This is a genomic window from Calditerrivibrio sp. (genome assembly GCF_049968475.1).
Lineage (GTDB): Bacteria > Chrysiogenota > Deferribacteres > Deferribacterales > Calditerrivibrionaceae > Calditerrivibrio > Calditerrivibrio nitroreducens_A.
Genome location: NZ_JBMFQS010000001.1, coordinates 227,073 through 253,402, shown reverse-complemented (window position 1 = coordinate 253,402; position 26,330 = coordinate 227,073). Strand labels below are relative to the sequence as shown.

Sequence of the window (26,330 nt, the reverse complement as noted above, 5' to 3'; positions counted from 1 at the left end):
AGTTAAAGATAGTAGTGGCAACAATCTCCACGGACAAGCAAAAAACAATGCATCTACTAAACCTGATGGAGTTATTTATTCCACTGGATATTTTCAAAACACTGATAATGGTAACAATTCAAACGCAAAGTATGTGATCATTCCAGACAATGATCTTCTAAGCCCTCTGGTCAATACTAAAGAGATGACTATTAGTGCTTGGATCAAACCCACATCATATCCAATTGGCTCCGTACAAAACCAAGGTCGTATACCATTAGTAGCTAAAGGGGAAACGTCAAAATGGGAATATGCGCTGTATCTGTACACTGATGGTAGACCCGGTGTAAGCGTATGGCATTCTGGTGGAGCTGGTATTATAGAGGTAGCTGCAAATACCACAATTCCTCTTAATCAATGGAGTCACATTACTGCAGTAGTTAAATTTGAACAAAATCTATACACTGCAAAAATTTATGTTAATGGAATAGAAAAATATACCTCCGGTCCCACATCTTCTTCTTATACATATTCAAACACATCTTCTAATCTCTACATAGCCACCAGGGGAGATTTTGTAAACCCTTCTTTTAGGGGTTACATTGACGAAGTAAAGATTTTTGATTACGCTTTAATAGCTGGGGAAGTAAGATTTTTGTATGATAACGAAAAACAAGGGAAAAACTGGGATGGAAGTCAAAGAGTCGCTGTTAACTGTTTACAATTAAATGAGTGTTTTTTTGACGACTTTAACCGCAGTTCTCTCGGATCAAAGTGGACCATCATTAAGGATAAAAATTTCACACCTAAGATAGATAATAATAAATTAATTTTGACAGATTTAAATACATGGATATCTTCAGCAGTAATGTTGTCTGGTAAGATACCTTCTGCTGAAAATTACTTAGAAATCGAGTTCGAACACAATGCTTATGGTAGTAATGGTAATGGCGCTGATGGTATAACTATCGCTTTGGCAAATGCTGCTGTGGTTGATCGGCTACTTCGAGATAATATATCTGATATCGCTGGCGGATATGGCGGTTCCCTCGGTTATGCTCAAAGGAGTGGCATACATGGATTTAGAGGTGGATGGTTTGGTATTGGCATTGACGAGTATGGTAATTTTGCAAATGACAATGAAGGTAGAGGTAATGGCTGCACGGTGAGATCACCAAATATAGTAAGAGTACCTGATTCTGTTACCATCAGAGGACAAGGTGATAATGAGACTGGCTATTGTTATATTTCTAACAGTAATAGTTTAACTCCTGGAATTGACAACACTAATCCAACGAATTATAAATACAGAATAAAAATAGATACACGAAATAGTAAAACGTTTATAAAAGTAGAGAGAGATATTTTAGACGGTAATGGGTATACAACCATCATAGATTGGATAGATGCCACCCAAAATGCTATCGCACCAGAGTATTTTAAACTCAGTATCACTGGATCTACCGGTGCTGTAAAAAATATTCACACCATTGATAATATTCTAATCAAAGCTCTAAGTTGTGGCGATTTAGGTAGAGAAGGTTTTAAATACCTTTTAATCGATACTCCTGCCTCAGCTCTTACATGTCAAGCTGCAAATGTGACAGTTACAGCATGCACAAATGATGATTGTAGCCAAAAATATACAAATGGCGTCAGTGATATTATCTTATCAGCAACAAATGGAGCAAGTTGGCTGACAAATCCCATTAACATAAGCAGCGGAAATAGCTTTACCACAACTGGGCTAAGAAAAACTGAACCAGGTCCAACTACCTTATCGATCATATCTGCAAACCCTTCACCGTCAGATACACCTATTTATAAATGCTCATGGAATCCAAATTGCGTAGTTACATTCTACGATTCAGGTTTTGTTTTCGATATACCTGATAATTATTCTTGCAAACCACAAGATATCACCATCAAAGCAGTGCGAAAAGATGATACGTCACAGAGATGTATACCAGCTTTCCAGAACAAAACTATACCAGTAAACTTTAGCTACAACTATTTAAACCCTCCTACAAATCAAGCTAACACCAAACCTGTAATTAACGGTACTCCTTTGAATAATTCGATAAACTTAAATTTTGATAATAATGGCCAAGCAACTTTCAATTTTAGCTATAATGATGCCGGACAGATCGGTATAACCGCAACGTTTGACAATGGAACTGTGCAAGCTGTAGGCTATGATAACACTACTATGAAGCCTTTTGGATTTTACATTTATACTACCGATTCAAACAGGGAAGCTGAAAATGGAGCCAATAGTACGGTTTTCAAAAAAGCAGGGGAAGAATTTAATCTCTCAGCAAGAGCAGTTTGCTGGGAAAGTGATACCGATACAGATCTGTCCAACAACTCAATAACGTACAACTATCAGAAAAATAATGCCATTGTATCCCATACTTTAGTATCCCCTGCAGGTGGCAATAATGGTACCATTGGTATAACAAGTCTTAATTTTACAAATGGAGTGGCCTCCGTAGATAATCAAAAGTTTAGTGAAGTGGGAATAATTAAATTTACTGTCACTGACAATGATTATCTCGGTACAGGATCCATAACCGGCAAAAGTGCAAACATAGGCAGATTTATCCCGGATCATTTTGAGCTTACAGAATCATTTATACAAAAATATACATCAGACTTTGTATATATGGAAAATCCTTTTGAATTAAAATATACTATGCAGGCTAAAAATAGAGATAATAACATAACTTTAAATTACACTGGAGATTTTGCCAAAGGGATAGTCGAACTTTTTGCAGAAAATAACTACAATGGGAATAATTTAATCGGAAGATTCACACCAGCCATCTCATCTTCATGGCTAAATGGTAGTTATTCATTTTTCGACAATGTTACTTTCAGTAAGGATTCAACCAGACTTTCCTCATTAGAAAATTTTAGACTTGGAGTAAAAGTAAATGATCCTGATGGACCAATCCTTATCAATCGTGATATGAAACCAGGTACTGCTTCTTGTATTGCTGATTGTGAATATAAGATAATAGACAATAGCACCAGAATACTAAATGCTATTTTAGATATTCAAAATGCCTACGGTCCAGTAAATTATCCGCTAACCGTACCTGCGTATATATTATACTATGATCAAAATGGCAAATTGACAATCAATGCTGCTGATAACAAGACTACATTTACAACCGATAATATAACATTCTCAAACTGGACTCAAAATTTACGTCAAGGAGATACAGAAGTAATAGATATGATAAAAAAAGCGAATGGTTATTTTGAAATAAAATTAAAAGCACCTGGAGCAAATAAGAATGGATCCGTCACTCTAAATCTATCTGGGCTTGATTTTCTGAAAGATACAACTTACAACAAACTTACAGAAGGAATAGCCACCTTTGGTATTTTTGGTAATCAGCAGAAAAGATTATACTGGAAGGAGATACCAGCAAGATAGCAACTGAATATGAGTAATAAAAATTTTAGATGATTATTGTATAGCATTTTGGTTCACTAATTTATAGACCAAACATATTTCTTTGATATGTTTGGTCTATCATTTTATTATGATACTGATAGCATTTTCCAGAAAATAATCATCACAAAGTTTCATAGCCCAAATGTTCATTATTATTCTTACACAAAAGATAGTACAAACCCGGTTCTTTTGTATTTGACAATTTAGAATATTTGAATATATATAATTATAAAAAACTAAGGGGTTTTTTATGAAAAAGGTGATTTTGCTTTTTATGGGAATGTTGCTAATCTTCAATATAATAGGTTGTAATCCTTTTGATAGCAGCAGTAAAAATGCCAACCTTCCGGAACTAAAAGATGTAGGAATATCTGAATTTGATCAGATCCTTCAGGAGCACAAAGGGAAAGTGATACTTGTGAACTTTTTTGCATCCTGGTGTCCCCCCTGTAAAGCTGAAACACCAGAATTTGTAGAAACATACAACAAGCTTAAAGATAAAAACTTTGTCATCATAGCTTTCTCCATAGACGACGACATACAGAAAGCCAGACAGTTTGTGGCAGATTATAAAATCACATACCCTGTTTACCACGCCAAAAGAGAGCTCGAACAAAAAATGGGGGTATCAAGCATACCCACAAACATCTTCTACGATAAAAATGGAAATCTTCACCAGGCAATGGTGGGTGCCATAACGGCTGACTTTTTAATTAACACATACGAAACATTAAACAAATAGAAATTGAAAATACGGCTGCCGTCTTCACAACGGCAGCCAATAAAATATTTTACCCTTCATCTTCGTATATTTCTATAAGCTTTCTTCCAAGTTTTCTGGCATCTGAGGCATACTGTTCAATATCCTTTAAAAATCTAATATTATACTTATCTGCGAAACTTTCCGCCGGTTTCAACCCCATTACTACTTCGTATAGATCGTTATCGTATATCTTTTCGAGAAAAAAATTAAAATCATCAAGATCTTCTATAGAATAATGTTTTGGAACATATTCAAGAGCAAATTTTTTCAATACCAGTTCATTCTCCAGCATAGCCCTTCTGGCACACAGGAAAATTGTTTTTTTGTATCTTGGATCATTTCGCATCATATTCCTCCTATTCGACTGTAACACTTTTGGCAAGATTTCTTGGTTGATCCACATCAAGCCCCAATAGAGTAGCACAATGATATGCAAAAAATTGTGCCACAACGGTGGTTGTAAAGATTGATGTCTCTTCTATTGTCTTTTTGACGTATATGGCATAGTCCGCTTTTTTCAAAATCTCATTATTCCCCTCTGTGGCTACGGCAATCACCACCCCATCCCGAGCCTTTACCTCTTCGATATTTGAAAGCGTCTTTTCATATATGTGGGAATCAGTGGCGATAAAGAATACAGGCATATTTTTATCTATAAGAGCAATAGGTCCATGCTTCATCTCCCCTGCTGGATAACCTTCGGCATGGATATAAGATATCTCCTTGAGCTTCAAAGCCCCTTCCAATGCAACAGGATAATTTATATTCCTTCCAAGATAAAGAAAATTTTTTGCTTCTTTGAATTTCTTGGCAACTTCTTCAATCTTTTCATCCTGTGTCAAAACAGAAGAAATATCCTCTGGCACCTTAATAAGTGCATCTATGTATCTTAATCTTTCATCTTTATCCAGCGTACCCTTCAACTGAGCAAGATAGATTCCTAAAAGATAGAGTGTGGCAAGCTGAGTGGTAAAAGCCTTTGTGGAAGCAACGCCAATTTCAGGTCCCGCGTGGGTATAAATAGTCCCATCAGATTCCCTTGTGATGGAAGAGCCTATGACATTGCAAATAGCTACAACCACCGCCCCCATACTCTTTGCAAGTCTGAGAGCAGCAAGGGTGTCCGCCGTTTCACCTGATTGGGATATCGGTATGAAAAGCACCTTTCCATCCACAATCGGATTTCTATATCTATATTCTGATGCTATATCAACTTCCACAGGTATTTTAGCAAATTTTTCTATCAAGAATTTACCCACAAGCCCGGCATGCCAGCTGGTTCCGCAGGCCACGATTTGAATTCTCTCTATCACCTTTAACCTATCTTCAATCGATTCCAGCTCCGTCAGGTAAACCATCCCATCATTCAGTGAATACTTCCCCCTTATTGTATCTGTGATTGCTCTGGGCTGTTCATAGATCTCTTTTTGCATAAAATGCTTATAGCCGGCCTTCTCCGCCATCACGGGATTCCAGCTGATATGTCTAACCTGCCTTTCTACCCTTTTACCATCCTTATCAAATATCTCCACAGAATCTTTTCTCAGGATAGCTATGTCGTAATCCTCTAAGAAAATGAAGCTTCTCGTGTGATGTAATACCGCCGGGATATCACTTGCCGCAAAGTTTTCCCCTTCTCCGATACCTATTACAAGAGGTGCCTCTTTTCTGGCAAGTAAGATCCTATCCATCTCTCTGGAGGATACTATGGCAAGGGCGTAAGCACCTTTCAGCTTTTTTACCACATTTTGAACCGTCTGAAACAGATCACAGTCCCATAAATCCTGAAGTAGATGTGCAATAACCTCAGTATCGGTCTCTGAAGAAAATTTATAACCTTTGGCAATAAGCTCCTTTTTCAGTTCGAGATAATTTTCTATTATGCCATTATGTACGATTACGATATCACCAGATCTATGAGGATGGGCATTTTCGTCAGAAGGCTTTCCATGTGTTGCCCACCTTGTATGACCTATACCTATATTTGCGTATAGTTTTTTATCGGCAATCTTCGTTTTTAAATTTATCAGCTTACCAACGCTTCTTTCCACAACAATGTCTTTATCCATTATCAATGCTATACCGGCAGAATCGTAGCCCCTGTATTCAAGCTTTGTGAGTCCATCTATTAAAACATCCGTGGCGTTTTTATCCCCTATATATCCTACTATTCCACACATATATCACCTTTTGTTTTTTTCACTTAATTTCTTCTCTTTCCATCTTTTCACAAAATTTTCAATATTTTTCTGTTCCGCACGGGTGATAGCAAGAGCATCCGCCGGCACATCCTTTGTAATGGTGGATCCAGCTGCTATCAATGCTCCATCACCAATCCTTACAGGCGCCACAAACTGAACATCGCTTCCCACAAATACACCATCCCCTATGATCGTTTTATGTTTTGAGATCCCATCGTAATTGCAGGTAATGGTACCACAACCCACATTCACATCTGCACCGATTTCAGCATCACCCAGATAGGTAAGATGGCTGGCTTTTGACCCTATTCCAAAAGTAATCTTCTTTGTTTCCACAAAATTCCCTATTTTGTTGTTCCCCATAAGCCTTGATTCCGGACGAAGATGAGCCATAGGCCCCACAGAGGAATCTTCCCCCACAAAGGAGCTTTCTATCAAGGTGTTGTCTTTTATTTCACAATTTTTATCTATCTTAGAATCAACTATCCTTACTCCCGGGTAAATAATCGTCCCCTGCCTTATGATGCTTTTTCCCTGAATATATGTATTTGGATAAATAATGACATCCTTTTCAATTACAACATCTTCATCGATAAAAGTTGATTCCGGATCAATTATCGTAACCCCATTTAGCATGTGTCTTTCATTTATTTTGCTATAAATCTGTTTTGATGCTTCCGAAAGGGCTTTTCTATCATTTATCCCCAAAAATTCATTCTCATCTTCCGCCAGAAACGCATAAGAACCATCTTTTACAATATCCGTAAGATAATACTCATTCTGGGCATTGTCATTTGAAATCCTTTTAAGCCTTTCCGCCAATACCTTTGCTTTCACCATATAAACCCCTGTGTTTATTTCTTCTATCCTCTTTTCATCACAGTTGGCATCCTTTTCTTCCACTATTTTAAGTACATTTCCATTGGCGGAACGCACCACCCTCCCATAACCTTTTGGATTCTTCACTTTTACGCTTATGAAGGAGAGATCGTAATCTTTGCAGTTTGAAATAAATTTATGCAGTGTCTCTGAGGAGATTAAAGGCATATCTCCACATAAAATAAGTACATCACCATCATATTGTTCAAAAAAACTTTTTGCCTGTATTACCGCATGCCCTGTACCCAATTGTTCCATCTGATAGGCAAAGGAAACACCGCTATCTTTAAGATAATCCTGAAGCAGCTCCGCCCCAGAACCGATAATCACCACCACCTCATCAGGGTTCAAAGCCTTTGCCTGTGCCACCACATAATCTATCATAGGTTTTCCAGCCACCTTAAATAATACCTTTGGCAAATCAGACTTCATCCTGGTACCTTTACCGGCAGCTAAGATTAATACCTTTAACCCCATTTTCTACTCCGTAAGATTTATTTTGGATGCAAAGTCGTAATTATCCTTGTACCAATCTATTGTTCTTTTTATCCCCTCTTTTAAATCCACTTTGGGCATCCAGCCTAAAATATTTTTCGCCTTTTCTATATTTGCCCATGTGGCAAACATATCAGCTTTGTGAAAAGGTCTATATTCGTAAACAGCTTTTTTACCGATGTAATCTTCAATATATCTGATAGCTTCCGAAAGCTTATTGGGATTGTTGTTTCCCAGATTTATTATCTCATAACCCACCTTTTTAAGTGCCCTAACCGTCCCTTCCGCTATATCCTCCACATATGTAAAATCTCGTGTCTGACTACCATCACCGTAAATCAATATCGATTCTCCTTGATCTATCTGTTTGATAAACCTAAAAATACTCATGTCTGGTCTGCCAGCAGGCCCATACACAGTAAAATACCTAAGGATCGTCACATCTATCCCAAAAAGATAATGGTATGTATAACAGCTCACCTCCGCACCTTTTTTTGATGCAGCATAGGGGGAAATTGGTGTATTAACCGGCTTATCCTCTGTAAAAGGCATCTTTTGGCCAGCATATAGACTCGATGTGGAGGCAAGTACAAATTTCTCTACTTTATGGCTTTTACACAGTTCAAGAAGATTTACCGTACCATTTGTATTTGTATTATAATACACAAAAGGGTTTTCTATGCTGTATCTAACACCAGCTCTTGCGGCAAGATTTATCACCGCATCAAACTTATACATATCAAAAAGCACCTCAAGGGCACCAAAGTTTTCTATATCAAGCTTATGAAAATGAAACCCCTTCTGTTCATTTAAGATATCAAGTCTGTGCTGTTTTAACCTCACGTCGTAATAATCATTTAAATTATCCACACCTACGACATTATAGCCAAGCGATAAAAGCTTCTTTGCCGTCCATGATCCTATAAAACCAGCAGCTCCGGTAAGTAAGATATACATATCAACCTCCCCTCAACCTTCTTGCCCTAAATTTTGTCCCCGCTGGGGTATCGAGTAATTCCACACCTTTTGATTTTAACTCGTTGCGTATCGCATCAGCCTTTGCAAAATCCTTATTCCTTCTTGCTATCTCCCTTTCTTCTATAAGTTTCTGTAACTCACCTTCATCGATGGAAAGGTTCATCTTAAACCACTCTGAAGGTGTTTTTGTCAGTATCCCTAGTACATCACGAATAATAGATTTAACTTCTTCGAATCTAACCTTGAGGTAGTTTAGATCTTCACTGTTTAATTTTTCCGATAGTAAGAGGTTTACCTCCTTTATAAGCTCAAAAATGTTTGATATGGCTGATGCCGTATTAAAGTCATCATCCATAGATTCTACAAAATCTTTTCGAAATCGATCGATGATCTCATCAATTTTTGCTTTTTGGACCGGTTTTTTATTATTGAAAACTGCTGAATCAAGTTCGTCAATCGTCGTATATATACGCTCGAGGGCATTCTCCGCCTCTAAAAGATTGTCAAATGAAAAATCAAGGGGTGATCTATAATGGGTTGTAAGAAGAAAAAACCTCAAAACCTCCGGATCCACCTCTTTTAATACATCCCTGATGGTAAAAAAGTTACCCAGAGATTTGGACATCTTTTCTTTATTTATATTCACAAAACCGTTGTGTATCCAGTATCTTGCAAACTCTTTCCCCTCAGCCGCCTCCGATTGGGCTATCTCGTTTTCATGGTGTGGAAAGATCAGATCTTTTCCACCCCCATGTATATCGAATGGGATCCCCAAAATCTCAGCGCTCATAACGCTGCATTCTATATGCCATCCGGGTCTACCTCTACCCCAGGGGGAATTCCATCCAGGCTCCCCCTCTTTACTCCTTTTCCATAAGGCAAAGTCAAGAGGATCCTCTTTTATCTCATTTACATCCACCCTCGCCCCTGCTAATAGGTCATCCAGATCCCTTTTGGAAAGCTTACCATAATCTTTAAAACTCCTCACTTTGAAATATACGTCACCATTCGACTCATATGCAAAACCCTTCTCTATCAGTTTTTCACATAGCTTAATCATTCCATCTATATACTCAGTAGCCCTTGGGGTATAATCCGGTCTTAAGATATTCAATTTATCCATATCTTCATCGTGTGCTTTAATAAAGAAATCTGTAATCTCATTAATAGATTTATTCTCTTCATTAGCCCTTTTTATGATCTTATCATCCACATCGGTAAAATTCTTCACAAACGTCACATCAAACCCTTTATACTTCAAATATCTTCTTATAGTGTCAAACACGATGGAACTTCTGGCATGTCCAATATGACAATAGTCGTACACCGTCACACCACAGACATACATTTTTACCTTATTATCCTCTAAAGGTGTAAAAATCTCTTTTTCACCTGAAAGTGTATTAAACAGCTTTAGCATAATCTCTCCTTGAATAATTAATCTTCACCAGAAATGACAGTAACCCTGAGCAACTCCTCAATCGTGGTAATGCCTGATTTTACTATCTCAAAGCCCCCATCAAACATACTTCTAAAACCGTTTTTCAAAGCATAGTTTCTTATTTCTTCCACACTTTTACCTTTAGTAATCATCTGCTTTATAGCACCATCAATCTTTAAAACCTCATATATACCAATCCTTCCGGAATAACCTGTGTATTTACATTCAGGACAACCGGCACCCCGATAAAATTTTATTCCATTGTCCTTAATCTTAAGCCTTTCCAGCATTTCCGCCTCTGGGATATATTCCTGTTTGCACTGTTCACAAATCTTTCTCACTAGCCTCTGCCCCACCACACCTATCAGGGATGTGGCCACCAAAAAGTTTTCTATCCCCATATCCACCAATCTTACCACAGAGCTTACGGCATCATTCGTATGAATGGTGGATAGTACAAGATGACCTGTAAGGGAAGCCTGAATTGCTATTTCTGCTGTCTCCTTATCCCTTATCTCTCCCACCATGATGATGTCCGGATCCTGACGTAAAATAGATCTCAGAGCATTCGCAAATGTAAGGCCTGCTGTTTCATCCGTTTGCACCTGATTTATCAATCGAAAATTGTATTCTATAGGATCTTCAACCGTTACAATATTTTTATCCGGCGTATTAAGCTTATTTAAGGTGGCATAAAGGGTCGTGGTTTTACCACTACCAGTGGGGCCTGAGATCAGAATAATACCATAAGGTTTCGCAACGATACTTTCATACACTGATAAACTATGGGGATCCATCCCTATGTTGTGCAATTCGAGTAAAGCCTTACTCCTATCAAGAATTCTTAAAACAACCTTCTCCCCAAAATTTGTAGGCAATGTGGACACCCTGAAATCCACATCTCTTCCACCGCTTGAAACCTTAAATCTACCATCCTGTGGTATCCTTTTCTCGGCTATATTCATCCCGGCCATGATCTTGATTCTTGAAACAATTGCCGGATGAATACTCCTATTCAACCCCAAAACCTCTATCAATACTCCATCTATCCTATATCTTATCCTTAATTTATCCTCATCCGGCTCTATATGTATATCACTTGCCCTGTCGGAAACAGCTTTGTGAATTATACCATCCACAAGATTTATGACCGGAGTATCCTCAGCGAGGTTTTCAAGGGTATCCTCACGGGTTGCGGCAAGTTTTTTGGTGACATCTTCCGCAGTTTTATAAAGGCGATCCTCCGTCCCATAAACCTTTTCTGAAAGATAAAGCAGATCATCCTTAGTAACAACAAACGGATAGACCTCTTTTCTAAGCATCCTTTCAAGTTCATCATAAATTGTGACGTTGGCCGGATCATTCGTGGCTATGTATACTCTTTTGTCGTCTATCTTAATTGGGACAACTTTCAATTTTCTTGCAATATTTTCAGGAATGATCTTTTTTAGATCAGGGTTAAGCTCCACATCAGAAGCTTTTAAAATTTTTGTGCCAAGCTGTTCAGATATAACCTGCAATAACTGTTTTTCAGTGATATACCCTAAATCCTGTAAAACCTCCCCTAATTTTTTACCGCTCGTTTGCTGTTCATTTAAAGCAACCTTCAGCTGCGCTTCGGTAATAAGATTTTTTTCTTTTAAAAGCTCCCCAACTCTGATCTTCTTTCTTACATCCATAGGCCACCTCTAAGGGTATTAAGAAACTATCCCCCTCTCTTATCCCTTGCAATCACAGCGTAAGCAGAATGATTATGAATACTTTCGTAGTTTTCACTGGAAACCTCAAACCATGTAACCCTTTCATCCAGCAACAACTTATTGGCAGCATTTCTAACTATATCTTCCACAAATACCGGATTATCATACGAAAACTCTGTAATATACTTTTCATCCTCCCTCTTTAACAATGAAAAGATAGGAGCACTTGCTGATGATTCTGCAATCTCTATCAAATCCTCAATCCAGATCATCCCTTTGTATCTTACTTTTATTGTAACATAGCTCCTCTGGTTGTGAGCACCGTAATCACTAATCTCCTTTGAACAAGGGCATAAAGATATAACGGGCACCTTCACAGATACGGTAAAATCCTTTTTATCTTTTGATGAAATACCGACAAAGGTACATTCATAGTCCATCAATGAAGGCAGTTTTGATACAGGGGCAGTTTTTTCTATAAAATAAGGAAAAGTAATCTCTATATATGCCTCTTCAGAATTCAACACAGTTTGCAGGTCATCTAAAATCCCCTTAAAAGATTCTAAAGCGATATTCGTCCTATGATTGTTTAGAACTTCCACAAACCTTGACATATGTGTACCTTTAAAGTTGTGTGGAAGTTTAACATACATGTTAATTCTGGCTACCGTGCTCTGTTTTCCGTTTTTTTTATCCTTCACAACAATAGGGTACAAAATATCTTTTATACCCACCCTATCTATATCAAGATTTCTATGATCATATTGACTCTGTATATCAGCTAATACCACTACCTTCTCCTGATCTTTTGATTCATAAGGTGCATATGATATGGTTTCGCCCCCTGGGGGATCTTTTCTATATTAAGCTGGAGCCATAGATTCCCGTAATTCTGTATCTTGATCTTTTTGTTGTTTTTCACCGATTCTAATGCCGCCTCGAGCTTTTCATCAAGGGGAACTTTTTTATTACCATTAGTAAGCACTTCCATAGCCTTTTCCGTCTCATTTATAGACTGCAAATAATATGCATACAGAGAATACAAAAACCCTTCTTTGGGTGAATTTTTTATGGCTTTTTCCATTACATCCTTCATCTTGTCGTAATGCTTCTCTTTGTAATAGTATGTGGCAAGCATAGCCATTGAAAGCCAATTTTTTTGAAATCCTTTTTGAAGATATGGTAGTGCCTCTTCCATCCTCTTTTTTGAATAAAGAATTATTCCAATCTGGGAATTGATCTGCTCCCTGACAAAAAACTGCCAATTAGCATATTTGTAACCTTCTTTTAATCTTTCGATTGCCCTCTCCGCTTTGTCACTGCGGACATCTTTTTCCACCAATTTAAAAAGCTCGGTCAATTTTTTTAGAAAATACCGCCCCACAAAAAAGTTTATTGCAAGAACGATCACCATACCTGTGATGAGTGCCAGAATAAAGCTTTTGGTTATGTAAAACATCAATAATCCGAATAACGCACCGGAAAAAGCAGAAATTACAATTGTAAACATATTCACCTCAGAATTTTATTATCTCAAACATAGATTTATAATAGCTAATCAACGAATTTTCAAGGCAAAAATAGCAGAGTGAAAAGTTATCTGAATGCACCATAGAACAAATATCTAATTCTGCTTTCCCCCCATTATCTTCGGTGTTACAAATATCAAAAGTTCATTCAACTCCTCACCTGCTGACTTATTCCTGAAAAGTGCCCCTAATAGAGGTATTTTACTGAGTAGTGGTACGGAAGCCTCATTTTTGAATAGATTCTCCTTCTTTAAACCACCAATGATAAGCGTCTCACCATCTTTCAGGATTACCTGCGTCTCGGCTTTATTTTTATTTTTGGCGGGGATATTATCCACACTTTTTGTCCAATCGAATTCACTAAGCTCCACAGAAAGATTTAAAAGGATATTACCATCATTTAATATCTGCGGTGTGATATCCAGTACAGTTTTAGCTTCATCTTTTTGAATATCAACTTCCTGAATGGTGGTTGTGGTGCTTGTTTTGGTTTCCCTGAATCTTATTTCTTCACCACTTTCAAGCTTTGCCTTCTGGTTATTCATTGTCAGAATCTTTGGGCTGTGTACTATCTTTGCTTCACCTTTCGTTTCAAGAGCATTGAGCTTTGCATTTAAGACAAATGTGTTATTGAAATTACCGAGCGCAATGCCAACCCCTGCCCCTATTCCAGCTTTGGCAACATCAGATATTGGCAAATTTACTATATAATTTCTATTTGGATCGGCACCAGCCCCCACCTGTACTGAATATGGGAAATTCTTACTTGTACGATCGTTTACATTTACCCCCCACTGTATACCAAGATCTTTACCGGCACTCTTGGTGGTTCTCACAATCTTAGCCTCTATCATAATCTGCTGGGATGGTTGATCTATTTTGGCAATAAGATCCTTTAAATACTTAAGATTTGCTTTTGTATCTGTAATAATTATAGTTCCTGTGGAATTATCAATGACCATTTTACCACCGGTTGAAGATAAAAAATTGCTTATGATCCCCTCAAATTGGTCAAGTCTAATATACTTTGGCTTAAAAAAGTAGCTTTCCACATTATCAGATGTAATAGTGCTCTGCCCCAGGTTATCCAGCTTTGTTATATATACTATGTTACTTTCCACCCTATAAGTTAAATCTGCATTTGAAGTGACACTTTTTACCGCATCCATCAAAGTGACGTTATCGAGAAATACGGAGATCTTCCCTTCTACACCTTTACCCACCACTATATTGGTATTTGAAATCAAGGATAAGGCATTAAATACATCCTTCACATCGGCATTCTTCATATTGAGAGAGACAAGTCTATTTAAATCTGCATACAGAAGTGTGTTAAAAAACATCATAACTAAGACTATTTTCCATATCCTCATACAAACCACCTATTTCATAAAGATTTTAAACTTTTTCCCTTTATGCTCAATTTCAACATAATTCATTGCAATTTCAGTAATTTTGTCATTACCCAAAAGATCTCCCATCTTATAAAGACTCCCATTGATTATAGCAATTCTTTTATCATCAGCCTGCACAATGCCATAAAGCTCCCAACTGGTATAGTTATCACTTCCAGGTATGGGAACCAATGTTTTAAGTGGGGGGATACCCTTTTTAACTTCTTTGTAAAATGGAATCGTTTTATGTTTTACATATTTTTTATTATCCGGCATATCGAAGAGTACTAAAAAATCTGCAGCAAATCCATAAACTGCTATGAGTAAAAATATGAAAATCTTCTTCATAGCTTCTCCATAGTTATCAGCTTTAAAGTCATATCTATCTCAAGATGATCACCGGTATTGTTGATGTTTATACTGCTTATCTGCATAGGTTTTTTGTGGTTTTCTATTGTATCGATCAGGTAAAGCAGCTTTTGAAGATCCGATACAAATTTTATATTAAAGATATAATTCTTCTTATTACCATCTTTTGCGGTATCCACCAAAGATAATGTGGAAAATTTTATTCCAGAATCGATAAAAAGTTGCTTTATCACATCAGATATTTTGTCATCAAGATCGATATTTCTTTCTAAATACCAGATTGCAATTTCTCTATTTTCTACAATTTTATTATAACTCATGATCTTATCAAAAATTTTCAAATTATTCAAAAACAGTTCCTGCTCCGTCTGTAGTCTATTATTGATGGTTACAAGATCCTCTTTTAATTTCTTTATATTATTTTGAGCAGGAATATACATATAACGGAAAAAAATTAAATTTATAAATATAAGTAACACGATAAAAAGGATTAACACTTCTCTAAGTTTAACCCTATTCATTTAAACCCCTATATCTTATAACAACACTAAAATTATACACACCACCCTCTTCGGTAAGATTATAAAATCTTTTATCAGCAATATAGGTTGTGTTTTCAAGGTTTTTGTAAAAATGATAAAAACTTTTTGGATTTGTTGCCACCGCTGACATATTAACCACCCCATCAGAATAGGATAACTTATTAATGTAGATACCTTCTTTGATGAGGTCCAATGTTCTGGACATATCGATAAAATATGAAACGTTTGTATTAAAAAGAGATGTATAGATCTTTTCTGTTGCACTTAATTTTGATATAACATCTTCAAGTTTTTTCTTCTCTGTTTCATAAGCAAGGACTGATTGGTTCAACTTCTGAATTTCTCTTATTTTATTTTCTTTTTCAATGATCATATTTTTCATTTTTATCTGGGTATATTTATCTACAGAAAAAACAGCTATTAAAATAATAATGTTTGCAAGCAGGACAGACTTGAATACCTTAAAGGCCGCATATTTTCTAAGATCAAACCTGTATTGTTCTGGTAAAATGTTGATAAATCTTTTCGTCATTCTTCAAGCCCCAGACATATCATAGCATCTAAATAGTCCAATCTTTTAAAATCAAGATCGATTTCAGTTCCCATCAATTTCATAAAAGATTCTTTGAAAGCCGGGAGAGCAAAAAGTTCTGAAATATACTTATCTAAATCGGGAATTTTGACACCCATTCCGGTAATTATTATATTTGATGGTGGCCCACCTCTATACGTTTGAAAATAAAGGTCGAGAGTTCTCTGTATCTGCATAGAAAGTCTGTCTACCACAGATGCTACGATAGCATACTCGTCATCACCATTTTTCATTTTATCAAGCCCTTTATTCACAAGGTGTTCTTCTGCATTTTCCGGTGTAATCCCCATCTGCAAAGATATACCGTCCACAAGATCAGAAAATCCATTTATAACCTGCCTTTCCAGCATCATAACACCATCTTTGAATATCATAAAAACACTATCCAGTCTTCTTATATGAAGCAGTAAAAAGTGATTCTCATCTCTTAATTTTAAGATCCCCCGCTTATAAGAATCACAATCAGTCTCCGCTGTAATAAGTTTAAACCCCTCCTTTGTGAGCTCTCTAAAGATTACTTCACCTATCTTTTTAGGGAAAAGTACAGCGTAGCATACCATTAAATCCCCCACAGATGAAATGGTATAATCAAAATAAAAATCTGCCAATTCCACCATATATGCATCTTTGATATGTTCAATCACATCCATTTTAACATCTTTCGGATTCCCTTTTATAGGGAAGATCTCTTTTATCGTCTCCCTTGCCACAAAAGTGATATTTGTAAAAAGATCCCTATCGGAAAAACTTTTCAGATCCTTTGCTATCAATTTAAACCTATCTATATCATTAAAATCAAAATCGAAATATGAATAATTTAGCAATTTCAGATACCCCTTTTCCCTGCGGAAAACAGCATGATTGATCCTATCCTCGCCAATGGCAATTGTATTTATTACCTTTACATCTATCATTGAATCCCCAAAGCTAACTTAATCGATTTAACCTTTATTTTAACCTTATACTTAATTACATCGCTATCAATCAAAGTTAACCCTTTTTCATAAAATTCTAAAGCTGCCCTGAGGTCACCAAGTCTTTCCGCCAACATCCCTTTGTTGATCAACAGATTCCCATCTTTCAGATCCTCTTTCTGGAGCATTTCATTAGCTTTCACATAATCTCCGTAGCTGTAATATATGTAAGAAATAAGATTGATGGCGGAGGGATCCTTCTCTTTTTGCACATAACTTTCCAGAAGTGATTTTGCCATTGTATAATCATCCTTGGCAAAATATAAAAAAGCTTTAAGCTTTTCTACCTTAGTACTTTTATTATCCATCTGCTCGATGACTCTTGAAGCGGAAGCAAAATCTTTTTTAATCAATGAATTATAAAAATTGCTATCTAAATTATCTTTTTTAAACTTTTCATACTCTAATAACTTTTTATTAAACATCGATCTGTCTTCATCCAAATTTACATAATCCTTTACAATCCTGTCAAAATAAGGCATTTTAAAATATGTATATAAAGCGATCAAAATAGATGTCAAAATTGAAATTAGAAAATATATTTTATTCAAAGTTAATGAACTGACATGTTTGACCGCTCCATAAGAAAACTTCGCTTTTTTACCTTCCTGTTTAATTTTTTTGAGGGCGTTTGCTAATTCACTCATCCTCTTTACACCCTTTTAAAATAAATAGATTTTCACTGTTGTACAAATACCCATGAGCTTCTTTAAAATTTATATACACCCACTCACCTCTATATTCATATTTATCTATAATATAATTTTTATTTTTTATCAATATTAAATTAACTTTACTTTTAAATGAAGGCGCTTCTCTTAAGTTTATATTTTTTTTGACGTATAGACATACCGTATCATTTTTACTGTTTGATCCATTTGATTTAATATTAGATTGGTTATCTTTTGTGATCTCTTTAGAAACAGCTACTTGATTAACTATAATAGGTAAAATTGATGAATTATTGTCTAATTTATTACTATTATTATCCAATTCATTGTTTTTATTGTCTGATTTACTATTATTATCGGTAAAATTATCCTGCTTTGGTTTACCATTGGATTTATTATCCATGATATTCTTATTTATGGAAATTAAATTGACTTTAGACTGATTAGCACTATTAAAATTTAAATCAGGAAATAAAAAAAACACTACCCCTACAGCCATAATAAAAAAGAAAAGAATTGGTGTTATGGATTTATATCTTATTTTGGTTAAGTTAGTACCATCTTTACTCTTTTTCAAATAATAATTTTTTGCTGCTCTATCCAGTATCGATCCATCCACCCTCTTTTTTCTATCGCCCATAGCAATTATCAAAGATAGATCACACAGTTGATTTATCTCTCTTGGATTCCCCTTTGTATACTTGTAAATCTTTTTTATGGAACTTTTATCAAAAATATATTTTCTTACCCCAGCTGCAATACTAATCCTGTGATTAATATAATTTTCAGTATCATCCTGATCGAAATTAGTTAATTTTGCCCGTATAGATATCCTTTGATTTAACTGTCTCAGGTTTTCTTTTACAAGCACATCCTCAAGCTCCGGCTGACCCACAAGAAGTATTTGTAAAAGCTTATCATTTTCAAGTTCTATATTGGAAAGCTGCCTTACCATTTCAAATGATTCAAAACTGAGATTCTGGGCTTCATCTATTATAACCACGGCATTCTTACCATTCTTATAGCAATCAACAAGAAATTTACTCATCTCTGAATATATATCACCCGTATTAAAACACATAGAAACATCAATACCAAAATCTCTGGCAATACTGTATAGAAGCTCTTCCGGTGCTAAAAAAGGATTTAAAATAAGTGATATATAAAGATCCGGAAGCTTTCTTACAAGATAGCGTACAATAGTAGATTTCCCGGTACCCACTTCCCCCACTAAAGACATAAACCCTTTTCTATTTCTGATCCCATATTCTATGAGTTCAATAGCCTCCTCATGTTTTAACGAAAGATAAATATATTCGGGATCAGGGGTAATCTTAAATGGATTTTCAGTAAATCCAAAATATTCGTTGTACATTATTCAAACACCCTAAATTTTGCTTCGATCTTTCTTTTCATCTCGAAGGAATTCCCGATGGACTTTATGGTCACCAATTTGGATGGTAGATAAGAATTATTATCCTCCATCACATTATATTCAACATCTATGGTCGAATTGTCAATTTTATATACACCACCCTGTTTCCTCACCATAGCTATTTCTAACCCACTTTCCGCGAGAAAAAAGGCTTTTATGGAATGCAACTCCTCCGAAGAGCTGATATTCTGACCAGAAAGCATACTTACAAGTGAAAACCCTATAAAAGAAAAAACCAACAGTAAAAAAATTGCAAATATAAGGGTGGAACCCCTTTTCTTATTTTTAAAATTAATAAACAATTTTATTTTCATATTACCCCATCAAGGTGTGTTCCTGATATGTACCTTATGTTTATAAACTAAGTCAGAACCATACTTACTCATTTCAAGATAAATGTCAACAACTTGGTCGTTTATACCATAAATATCTGGAGTATAAACAAATCTGGCAGATTTAACATAATTAAATAGTGTCAAACAATTGGAAGATACAGGATGGCTCTTAAAGTCTATACTACTACATCTTTCAATTTTATTACCATTTAACCTGAATGTGACTACCTCTTCAAATTTATAGAATTTTGACATAGGGGAGTCTGCAACTGGATCTTTACATAAGGTAATATTATCCGTTGTGTTGTCTATTCTATACATAGTTGAAGTATTATCGCTTGGATCACAGCTTTTGTCATTATATACTCCATTGGGCATCCTGTTGTAAATTGATATATAGTCTCCCACATTTAGAGTTGCACTTGAATCTAAGCCAATTTTATTGGAACTGGGATAAGCCCTATAATAGTACCCTCCCGAAGAAAACTTTGCAAAGCTCAATGTGGAATTATCAGACTCTATTACTATACTATTTGGGATAGCTTCTCTCAATTCTCTACCGATCCTTTCGGCGCCAAATTTTGCTTCATAAAATATTTGAAACAAGCTTTTGGAATTTATGTATCCATCAAAAACTATCTTAAGTAGCCCCACTCCAATGGTACTTGTTATCCCCAGAAGTATTATTACTATGATCATTTCCATTAAAGTAAACGATCTTTTCATCAGTAGTTACCTTTTAAAGTTTTTATCATATAGGATTCATTATTATAGTTTGAACCGTACTTTACCATCACAGTAATTAATTTAAAATCAGTGGCATTGTCACATATTTCGTAAATATTGTTGTTTGAATCTATACCAGCAAATGATACTTTAATGAATACTCTATAATTTGGAGTGAGACCAAAATCCTCACTTCTGTATTCAGTTGTTGAACATGGGCAGTTATAGCCGGAGGCACATTTCACGAAATCATCCACATCATCAAAGGCAGATATATTATCAGAGCCTTCCTCCCTACCAATATTCGCAATGGATAGTGGAATGGAGCCGTTGTCAGAATAATAGGTATCGTTATCCCAGGCTTTCCCATAAATCTCCTCCATCACCGATTGGGCCACCTGAACCCCTTTGAGTCTGATTGTGGGATCAAAAACTTTACCAAAAGTATTGTAAAAAACATACATGATCCCCATTACCCCAAAAGAAAATACCACAATAAAGATAACTATCTCTATGAGTGTAAATCCCTTTTTCATCTATCTATTCCGCCAGCTTTATTTAAAATTATCTGCATATCGGCAAAATTTATCGTAAAATTGTCATATAGGTTTGAATTACTGCTGTTGTCATCCCGATCAGGTCTACCAAGGTAGTCGAAATAACATTTTGGATCTGTGGCAGTTAGATTAAATGTTACAGAAACTGGATTTTCACCACCGGGGAGAGTTACCACTTTATTTGTTCCATCCTTTATGGTATATCCACCTGGTTGAAATTCTATACTCCACCCACCCCCGGACACCATCGATTTATGCTGGGCATATCTGATATTTCCCATTAAAATGTTAAGCTCTGATTCCTTTTTAAAATCATCGATGGAGATTTTAGGAACGATCACAAGGGAAAGGATCCCCACCAAGACAATCACAATCACAAGCTCTATGAGCGTCCAACCACCTTTATTCAGTTTATCCATCCCACAAAAAATTACCTCAACTTTTATATAACTTAATAATAACATATTATTTTACTTAAAACAATAAAATTTTAGATGAGGGATCGCAGTAGAATTCAATACTTAAATCTTGACTTTTACAAAATTAACGCTATCATAGCTGTATAATCAAATACAGGAGGCTTCAATGTTTGGATTGGGGACGCAAGAGATTATTCTTATATTATTGGTTGCTCTGGTCATATTCGGTGCTGGGAAACTTCCTCAAATAGGTGAAAGCATGGGTAAAGCGATAAGAAACTTCAAAAGTGCTGCTAAAGATGAGGATGCAATAGATATTACTCCTAAAAAAGATGGGGAAAATAAAGATCAGCAAAAACATAGTTAAATTTTTAAAGGGGGCTCACCCCCTCTTTAAGTTTTTTTCTTTAATCATAATCTTCTTTTCATTGGGTTTGTTTAAATCGTTGGTTGTTGTTATTCTTTATTTCGTAACTGCACTTTCAATTATATTAATGTTAGACGGATTGATCTTTTTTAAGCAAATAAAAACGATTTATCCCATCCTTTTACTGGTCTTGATCTATTCTTTTTTTCTAACTTTTGAATCTTCATTGTCTTTTCATCTTATCATACAATACTTCATACTCAGATCAATGGAGCTTTTAACCATGCTGGCATTTTCCTATATCTTTATAAAAACCTCCAGCAAATACCAGCTAATTAGGATATCGGTTTTTATACTCTATCCTTTTACTTATCTGATAGATAGGAAAGTAATTACAAATATCATGGTAGATACGTTAAACATAGCACCTAAAATGGCAAAGAATCTAAAAGATTCCATTTCAAATATGAAAAATAATGGTGATAGATTTTATTATATTAAAATTTTAGATATTTCAGCAGATTTTTTTAATTTTATTATAGACAACCCACCTGAAACAAAAAAAATACCAGAACATAGATTGACCAAAATTGTTCAATTTAAAAATCCGCGTATTCATGACTACATATTTTTATTAATTATAACGGTGGTTACAATTGGAACACTCTCTATATAATAAGAAATGTACCTTAGAGTATGACGGTACGGATTTTCATGGATGGCAATTCCAAAAGGGTCTTGTCACCGTTCAATCCGAAATTGAAGCCGCACTGAGCAAAATATACAAAAAACAGATATATATCATCGGATCCGGAAGGACAGACGCTGGAGTACACGCATTGGCACAGGTGTTTAATTTTCGTGCTGAAAAATTTATAGAAAGTGAATCGTTAAACCTTGGTCTTAATAGTCTTCTTCCGAGAAGTATTATCATAAAAAAAGTAGAAGATGTGGATATTAATTTTCATGCCCAAAAATCTGCAAAAAGTAAAACATATCTGTACAAAATTTTAAACTCCGAACTTCCTTCAGCCTTTCTAAGAAATAGGGTATGGTGGATAAAAAATCCCATCGATATAGAAGTTTTTTCAGCAATTTTGTCCCAATTTGTGGGAACTTTCGATTTTAGTGCCATGTGTACCATGAAAAGCCTTAAGGAAAATTCCGTTCGTACGATAAATTTTATAAACGTCTATAAAACGGAAGATATTATAAATATTGAGATAAATGCAAATGGTTTTCTACATAACATGGTGAGGAACATCATAGGTACAGCTTTTTTTATTTACAGAAAAAAGCTTCATCCTTCCACAGTTATGGAAATACTTGAAAGCAGAGATAGAAAAAAAGGTGGGCCTACGGCACCACCCCAGGGTCTGTATCTAAAAGAGGTTTTTTATTAAACCGTCCCCTTTTTCAACTTTTTGGCAGATAAATATACGAACATAGTAATGACTATAAACCCAACTATACCTACATAGTTACTAATTCTTTCTGGCCAGATTAACAATATCCCGATAACTGCATAAATTATCCTTTCTAACCAATTAAGATATTTAAGAAAATACCCCTCAAAGAATATTGCAAGTATTAGAAGTCCAATAGTTCCTGTAATAACATTCTCTATCGTTCTATCAATAGGTCCATAGAAAAGTATAGCTGGATCATAAATGAACATCAGAGGGATAAGATACAAGCCTTTTGCCAATTTCCATGATTCCATAGCAGTCTCAAAAGGCTTACTACCAGCAATACCGGCTGCAGCATAAGCCACAAGAGCCACTGGCGGAGTAACATTCGCATCCTGAGAGTACCAGAATATAAGTAAGTGAGCTGAAAGAAGTGCACCAACAGCAATATCAGGTGGAACCATAGCTTTGAGTCCGGCAATGATATTAGGATCCTTTAAAGTCTCAGCTGGCATATTAAGAACATTTATAAAATAATCTTTTAGCATCAAAGATTCCAGAAGTGGTGCCGCCAAAACTGCAAGAACGATATAGGAAGCTGTAACAGGTAAGCCCATTCCTAAAATCAAAGAAACAAGAGCCACAAATATAATTGCTAGAAATAGGTTACCATGTGCCCAATCTGAAATTAGAATTGAAAATTTAATTCCCATACCCACGAGTAAAACTACACCCACTACTATACCAGAGCACATTAATACGATTGCAGTATTTACCATATTCTTGGCACCAAGAGAAAGCGCATCAAAAATATCCTTAATCTTCATAGCAGTCTTTTTATTAAACCAGCTGCTTATTACCACTGACAATATCCCTATAGAAGCAGAAAACGTAGGGGTATAATTCATCATCAAAAGTGTCACCAACACAATTACAGGTATAAAAAACTGCCAACCTTCTTTGAACACCTCTTTAAACTTAGGTAATTCATCCTTAGGGATTCTTCTTAAATTGTATTTTTGAGCTTCCAGATGCACAAAGAAACCTACACTCAAAAAGTACATTATGGCAGGTACAATTGATATCATAACTATTTTAGAATATGATACCTGTGTCCATTGGGCCATTATAAATGCACCTGCCCCCATAATTGGTGGCATCAACTGACCACCGGTACTGGCAGCTGTTTCCACAGCAGCAGCAAATTTAGGTTTATAACCCATTTTCTTCATCAAAGGTATAGTAATGGAACCTGTACCAACAGCATTTGCCACAGCACTCCCGGATACGGTCCCCATAATTGCACTGGCAAAAATAGCCATCTTGGCAGGTCCCCCAACAGTATGCCCAAAAAGGGAAATGGCAAGTTTTAAGATAAAATCACCAGCCCCAGACCGCACCATAAATGAACTAAAAAGAACAAACAGAAATACGTATGTAGACGATATCGTTGTAACACTACCAAATATACCATCTGGAGCAAAGTACATTCTATACAAAAACCTTGAAACACTCACACCAGGGAAATTCCACAATCCACCAAAATATTTTCCCAAAAACAGTGCATACATAATAAAAAATAATGCTATAATAGGAATAGTCCAACCTGTTGTTCTTCTGGTAATTTCCAGCAGTAGAAGCATAGCCACAGCCGCAGCCACCATATCATAAGTATTTACTTCCTGATTTCGTAAGTTCAGAGCCTCTTCAAAAAAGAGTAGATAAAGTGCAGCCGCCAATGCTAAAAAAGCTAATACAATATCGATTTTGAATGTTTCTTTTGCCTTTTTAACACTTAAAGGATATATTAAAAATCCCATAAAAAGCATCATGCCAAAATGTATAGCATTAAGCCTCAATTCCGGCAGAATCCCAAAACTATTATACCATAAATGCAATAGCGAAGTAATCACTGCAAACCAATAGATAAAATTTTCCCAGAAACCACTCAATTCCCTCTTAATAACAAAGCTTTCCCCAGTATTATCTTCCACAATCTCAATTTTCTCTTCGTTCATATCAGCTCCTATGTAATACTAAACTGGAGGGTTTCCCTCCAGCTTCATATCTTTATCTTGGCATAAGTTCTTTAGGTATACTTAGCCCTTTTTCTTTAAAATATTTATAGGCTCCTGGGTGAAGTGGTACAGGCAAACCATCCAGAGCCTCTTTTAAACTCAGTTCCTTCGTTGCTGGGTGAATGTTGGATAAAAACTGAAGGTTCTCAAAAACCGTCTTTGTTACTAAATATACAGTTTCTTCAGATAGATCTTTCCTCACCACGAGAATATTTGGCTGACCTATTGTATTTATATCCTTTGTTTGACCTGGATAAGTACCTTTTTTGATTACATACCTTGTCCAGATTGGATATTTAGCCCTTATTTTTCCCAACTGCTCATCTGTAAAATCTAAAACAACAGCACCCTTTTCACCAAGCTGAGCATAAAGCTGTGTAATCGCTGAAGCAGGAACACCTGCTGGAATATTAGCAGCACCAACTCTTTTATCCATCATAGCTTCAACAGATTGATTGTAATCGAGATATTCCAGTTTGAATTCTTTATCCACATCAAAACCAAGAGATTTTAAAATAGCTCTTCCGGAACCTTCTGTGCCACTCCCTCTTTTACCTATTGAAAAAGGTTTCCCTTTTAAATTATGAAGATCTGTTATTGTTCCAGTTTTTACATACTCCTTCAGTATAGGAAAATGCTCTACATTTTGCCACAACATTGTAATCGCTCTGAAATCTCTTTCAGGCTTTCCAGCATACATCCCTTCACCTGAGTATGCTTCATGGGCAAACAGTGATTGCAAAAGAGCAAGATCAGCCTCCTTCTTTTTCATCATAGAAATATTTTCACCTGACCCAGCAGAATTAATGGCTGTAGCCTGGATTCCATATGAAGCCTTTAGCTTGATACTTATCAATGTCCCAATTGCCACACCCACAGGATAATAGGTACCGCCAGGGGTGGCGGTGGCAATTATAAGGTTTTTATCGTCGGCAAAAGAAATATTACCGATCAACAAAACAAAAATTGTTAAAACCAATACAAACAGTTTTTTCATCATTTACCTCCTTCATAGTTTTTATTTATACAAC

General features: G+C 35.8%; 26 protein-coding genes. 5 read left to right on the top strand and 21 right to left on the bottom strand.

Features of this window, described 5'->3' with window-relative positions; all coding sequences use genetic code 11:
• Positions 1-3,424: DUF6701 domain-containing protein (locus ACP5Q2_RS01310; protein WP_428096391.1), on the top strand; the 3,424-nt coding region annotated here is incomplete at its 5' end.
• Between the two features lie 271 nt (positions 3,425-3,695).
• Positions 3,696-4,187, top strand: a complete 492-nt coding sequence (locus tag ACP5Q2_RS01305; protein ID WP_424604757.1) for a TlpA family protein disulfide reductase — start codon at positions 3,696-3,698, stop codon at positions 4,185-4,187.
• Positions 4,188-4,236: 49 nt separating this feature from the next.
• On the opposite strand, the gene ACP5Q2_RS01300 is transcribed toward ACP5Q2_RS01305, so the two are convergent.
• The 19 genes from ACP5Q2_RS01300 to ACP5Q2_RS01210 form a co-directional block, all read right to left on the bottom strand.
• Positions 4,237-4,554, bottom strand: a complete 318-nt coding sequence (locus ACP5Q2_RS01300) for a succinate dehydrogenase assembly factor 2 (RefSeq protein WP_428096387.1) — start codon at positions 4,552-4,554, stop codon at positions 4,237-4,239.
• A 10-nt stretch (positions 4,555-4,564) separates the two neighbouring features.
• Complete coding sequence (gene glmS, locus ACP5Q2_RS01295) at positions 4,565-6,388, bottom strand: glutamine--fructose-6-phosphate transaminase (isomerizing) (protein WP_428096385.1); 1,824 nt, start codon at positions 6,386-6,388, stop codon at positions 4,565-4,567.
• Positions 6,389-6,391: 3 nt separating this feature from the next.
• The gene (gene glmU / locus ACP5Q2_RS01290) at positions 6,392-7,765 is read right to left on the bottom strand and encodes a bifunctional UDP-N-acetylglucosamine diphosphorylase/glucosamine-1-phosphate N-acetyltransferase GlmU (protein WP_428096382.1); all 1,374 of its coding nucleotides are present in this window, start codon (positions 7,763-7,765) and stop codon (positions 6,392-6,394) included.
• 3 nt (positions 7,766-7,768) lie between these two features.
• Positions 7,769-8,740: a GDP-mannose 4,6-dehydratase gene (locus ACP5Q2_RS01285; protein ID WP_424604753.1), complete on the bottom strand. Its 972-nt coding sequence runs from the start codon at positions 8,738-8,740 to the stop codon at positions 7,769-7,771.
• Position 8,741: 1 nt separating this feature from the next.
• Complete coding sequence (cysS, locus tag ACP5Q2_RS01280) at positions 8,742-10,184, bottom strand: cysteine--tRNA ligase (RefSeq protein ID WP_424604878.1); 1,443 nt, start codon at positions 10,182-10,184, stop codon at positions 8,742-8,744.
• A 14-nt stretch (positions 10,185-10,198) separates the two neighbouring features.
• Positions 10,199-11,881, bottom strand: coding sequence for a GspE/PulE family protein (locus ACP5Q2_RS01275; RefSeq protein WP_428096378.1), 1,683 nt, complete (start codon positions 11,879-11,881; stop codon positions 10,199-10,201).
• 26 nt (positions 11,882-11,907) lie between these two features.
• Positions 11,908-12,693, bottom strand: a complete 786-nt coding sequence (gene folE2, locus ACP5Q2_RS01270) for a GTP cyclohydrolase I FolE2 (protein ID WP_428096375.1) — start codon at positions 12,691-12,693, stop codon at positions 11,908-11,910.
• The gene (locus ACP5Q2_RS01265; RefSeq protein ID WP_428096372.1) at positions 12,693-13,412 is read right to left on the bottom strand and encodes a hypothetical protein; all 720 of its coding nucleotides are present in this window, start codon (positions 13,410-13,412) and stop codon (positions 12,693-12,695) included. Before ACP5Q2_RS01265 ends, folE2 begins: the two co-directional genes overlap by 1 nt.
• Positions 13,413-13,526: 114 nt before the next feature.
• Entirely contained in the window at positions 13,527-14,804 is a 1,278-nt protein-coding gene (gene pilQ, locus ACP5Q2_RS01260; protein ID WP_428096369.1) for a type IV pilus secretin PilQ, read from the bottom strand.
• A 9-nt stretch (positions 14,805-14,813) separates the two neighbouring features.
• A complete protein-coding gene (locus tag ACP5Q2_RS01255) occupies positions 14,814-15,173 on the bottom strand; it encodes a hypothetical protein (RefSeq protein WP_424604748.1) in 360 nt (119 codons plus the stop codon).
• Positions 15,170-15,715, bottom strand: a complete 546-nt coding sequence (locus tag ACP5Q2_RS01250; RefSeq protein ID WP_428096366.1) for a hypothetical protein — start codon at positions 15,713-15,715, stop codon at positions 15,170-15,172. Before ACP5Q2_RS01250 ends, ACP5Q2_RS01255 begins: the two co-directional genes overlap by 4 nt.
• Positions 15,708-16,268: a PilN domain-containing protein gene (locus ACP5Q2_RS01245; protein WP_424604746.1), complete on the bottom strand. Its 561-nt coding sequence runs from the start codon at positions 16,266-16,268 to the stop codon at positions 15,708-15,710. The genes ACP5Q2_RS01250 and ACP5Q2_RS01245 overlap by 8 nt, the downstream gene beginning before the upstream one ends.
• Positions 16,265-17,242 carry a hypothetical protein gene (locus ACP5Q2_RS01240; protein ID WP_428096362.1) on the bottom strand — a complete coding sequence of 326 codons (978 nt, stop codon included), beginning with the start codon at positions 17,240-17,242 and terminating at the stop codon, positions 16,265-16,267. The genes ACP5Q2_RS01245 and ACP5Q2_RS01240 overlap by 4 nt, the downstream gene beginning before the upstream one ends.
• A complete protein-coding gene (locus ACP5Q2_RS01235; protein ID WP_428096360.1) occupies positions 17,239-17,949 on the bottom strand; it encodes a tetratricopeptide repeat protein in 711 nt (236 codons plus the stop codon). The genes ACP5Q2_RS01240 and ACP5Q2_RS01235 overlap by 4 nt, the downstream gene beginning before the upstream one ends.
• The gene (locus ACP5Q2_RS01230) at positions 17,942-19,348 is read right to left on the bottom strand and encodes an ExeA family protein (protein ID WP_428096357.1); all 1,407 of its coding nucleotides are present in this window, start codon (positions 19,346-19,348) and stop codon (positions 17,942-17,944) included. The genes ACP5Q2_RS01235 and ACP5Q2_RS01230 overlap by 8 nt, the downstream gene beginning before the upstream one ends.
• Positions 19,348-19,722 carry a pilus assembly PilX N-terminal domain-containing protein gene (locus ACP5Q2_RS01225; protein WP_428096354.1) on the bottom strand — a complete coding sequence of 125 codons (375 nt, stop codon included), beginning with the start codon at positions 19,720-19,722 and terminating at the stop codon, positions 19,348-19,350. The genes ACP5Q2_RS01230 and ACP5Q2_RS01225 overlap by 1 nt, the downstream gene beginning before the upstream one ends.
• 9 nt (positions 19,723-19,731) lie before the next feature.
• Positions 19,732-20,469: a PulJ/GspJ family protein gene (locus tag ACP5Q2_RS01220; protein WP_428096351.1), complete on the bottom strand. Its 738-nt coding sequence runs from the start codon at positions 20,467-20,469 to the stop codon at positions 19,732-19,734.
• The gene (locus tag ACP5Q2_RS01215) at positions 20,469-21,005 is read right to left on the bottom strand and encodes a type IV pilus modification PilV family protein (protein ID WP_424604740.1); all 537 of its coding nucleotides are present in this window, start codon (positions 21,003-21,005) and stop codon (positions 20,469-20,471) included. The genes ACP5Q2_RS01220 and ACP5Q2_RS01215 overlap by 1 nt, the downstream gene beginning before the upstream one ends.
• Complete coding sequence (locus ACP5Q2_RS01210) at positions 21,002-21,445, bottom strand: pilus assembly FimT family protein (RefSeq protein WP_428096348.1); 444 nt, start codon at positions 21,443-21,445, stop codon at positions 21,002-21,004. The genes ACP5Q2_RS01215 and ACP5Q2_RS01210 overlap by 4 nt, the downstream gene beginning before the upstream one ends.
• 166 nt (positions 21,446-21,611) lie before the next feature.
• Between ACP5Q2_RS01210 and ACP5Q2_RS01205 the strand changes: the two genes are divergently transcribed.
• The 3 genes from ACP5Q2_RS01205 (at position 21,612) to truA (ending at position 23,215) form a co-directional block, all read left to right on the top strand.
• The gene (locus ACP5Q2_RS01205) at positions 21,612-21,812 is read left to right on the top strand and encodes a twin-arginine translocase TatA/TatE family subunit (RefSeq protein WP_428096345.1); all 201 of its coding nucleotides are present in this window, start codon (positions 21,612-21,614) and stop codon (positions 21,810-21,812) included.
• 268 nt (positions 21,813-22,080) lie between these two features.
• Entirely contained in the window at positions 22,081-22,488 is a 408-nt protein-coding gene (locus ACP5Q2_RS01200; RefSeq protein ID WP_428096342.1) for a hypothetical protein, read from the top strand.
• Positions 22,469-23,215 carry a tRNA pseudouridine(38-40) synthase TruA gene (truA, locus tag ACP5Q2_RS01195; RefSeq protein WP_428096339.1) on the top strand — a complete coding sequence of 249 codons (747 nt, stop codon included), beginning with the start codon at positions 22,469-22,471 and terminating at the stop codon, positions 23,213-23,215. Before ACP5Q2_RS01200 ends, truA begins: the two co-directional genes overlap by 20 nt.
• Here the strand turns inward: truA and ACP5Q2_RS01190 are convergent.
• Both ACP5Q2_RS01190 and ACP5Q2_RS01185 read right to left on the bottom strand, forming a co-directional pair.
• The gene (locus tag ACP5Q2_RS01190; protein ID WP_428096336.1) at positions 23,212-25,239 is read right to left on the bottom strand and encodes a TRAP transporter permease; all 2,028 of its coding nucleotides are present in this window, start codon (positions 25,237-25,239) and stop codon (positions 23,212-23,214) included. The two genes, truA and ACP5Q2_RS01190, sit on opposite strands and share 4 nt — an antisense overlap.
• A 52-nt stretch (positions 25,240-25,291) precedes the next feature.
• The gene (locus ACP5Q2_RS01185) at positions 25,292-26,299 is read right to left on the bottom strand and encodes a TAXI family TRAP transporter solute-binding subunit (RefSeq protein ID WP_428096332.1); all 1,008 of its coding nucleotides are present in this window, start codon (positions 26,297-26,299) and stop codon (positions 25,292-25,294) included.
• Positions 26,300-26,330: the final 31 nt, after the last annotated feature.

What these genes read in the sequence shown, in the direction of transcription:
- ACP5Q2_RS01305 (WP_424604757.1), top strand. Translation starts at nt 3,696, where the DNA reads ATGAAAAAGGTGATTTTGCTTTTTATGGGAATGTTGCTAATCTTCAAT.
- ACP5Q2_RS01300 (WP_428096387.1), bottom strand. Translation starts at nt 4,554, where the DNA reads ATGCGAAATGATCCAAGATACAAAAAAACAATTTTCCTGTGTGCCAGA.
- glmS (WP_428096385.1), bottom strand. Translation starts at nt 6,388, where the DNA reads ATGTGTGGAATAGTAGGATATATAGGGGATAAAAACGCCACGGATGTT.
- glmU (WP_428096382.1), bottom strand. Translation starts at nt 7,765, where the DNA reads ATGGGGTTAAAGGTATTAATCTTAGCTGCCGGTAAAGGTACCAGGATG.
- ACP5Q2_RS01285 (WP_424604753.1), bottom strand. Translation starts at nt 8,740, where the DNA reads ATGTATATCTTACTTACCGGAGCTGCTGGTTTTATAGGATCATGGACG.
- ACP5Q2_RS01275 (WP_428096378.1), bottom strand. Translation starts at nt 11,881, where the DNA reads ATGGATGTAAGAAAGAAGATCAGAGTTGGGGAGCTTTTAAAAGAAAAA.
- ACP5Q2_RS01265 (WP_428096372.1), bottom strand. Translation starts at nt 13,412, where the DNA reads ATGTTTACAATTGTAATTTCTGCTTTTTCCGGTGCGTTATTCGGATTA.
- pilQ (WP_428096369.1), bottom strand. Translation starts at nt 14,804, where the DNA reads ATGAGGATATGGAAAATAGTCTTAGTTATGATGTTTTTTAACACACTT.
- ACP5Q2_RS01255 (WP_424604748.1), bottom strand. Translation starts at nt 15,173, where the DNA reads ATGAAGAAGATTTTCATATTTTTACTCATAGCAGTTTATGGATTTGCT.
- ACP5Q2_RS01250 (WP_428096366.1), bottom strand. Translation starts at nt 15,715, where the DNA reads ATGAATAGGGTTAAACTTAGAGAAGTGTTAATCCTTTTTATCGTGTTA.
- ACP5Q2_RS01245 (WP_424604746.1), bottom strand. Translation starts at nt 16,268, where the DNA reads ATGACGAAAAGATTTATCAACATTTTACCAGAACAATACAGGTTTGAT.
- ACP5Q2_RS01240 (WP_428096362.1), bottom strand. Translation starts at nt 17,242, where the DNA reads ATGATAGATGTAAAGGTAATAAATACAATTGCCATTGGCGAGGATAGG.
- ACP5Q2_RS01235 (WP_428096360.1), bottom strand. Translation starts at nt 17,949, where the DNA reads ATGAGTGAATTAGCAAACGCCCTCAAAAAAATTAAACAGGAAGGTAAA.
- ACP5Q2_RS01230 (WP_428096357.1), bottom strand. Translation starts at nt 19,348, where the DNA reads ATGTACAACGAATATTTTGGATTTACTGAAAATCCATTTAAGATTACC.
- ACP5Q2_RS01225 (WP_428096354.1), bottom strand. Translation starts at nt 19,722, where the DNA reads ATGAAAATAAAATTGTTTATTAATTTTAAAAATAAGAAAAGGGGTTCC.
- ACP5Q2_RS01220 (WP_428096351.1), bottom strand. Translation starts at nt 20,469, where the DNA reads ATGAAAAGATCGTTTACTTTAATGGAAATGATCATAGTAATAATACTT.
- ACP5Q2_RS01215 (WP_424604740.1), bottom strand. Translation starts at nt 21,005, where the DNA reads ATGAAAAAGGGATTTACACTCATAGAGATAGTTATCTTTATTGTGGTA.
- ACP5Q2_RS01210 (WP_428096348.1), bottom strand. Translation starts at nt 21,445, where the DNA reads ATGGATAAACTGAATAAAGGTGGTTGGACGCTCATAGAGCTTGTGATT.
- ACP5Q2_RS01205 (WP_428096345.1), top strand. Translation starts at nt 21,612, where the DNA reads ATGTTTGGATTGGGGACGCAAGAGATTATTCTTATATTATTGGTTGCT.
- ACP5Q2_RS01200 (WP_428096342.1), top strand. Translation starts at nt 22,081, where the DNA reads ATGGAGCTTTTAACCATGCTGGCATTTTCCTATATCTTTATAAAAACC.
- ACP5Q2_RS01190 (WP_428096336.1), bottom strand. Translation starts at nt 25,239, where the DNA reads ATGAACGAAGAGAAAATTGAGATTGTGGAAGATAATACTGGGGAAAGC.
- ACP5Q2_RS01185 (WP_428096332.1), bottom strand. Translation starts at nt 26,299, where the DNA reads ATGATGAAAAAACTGTTTGTATTGGTTTTAACAATTTTTGTTTTGTTG.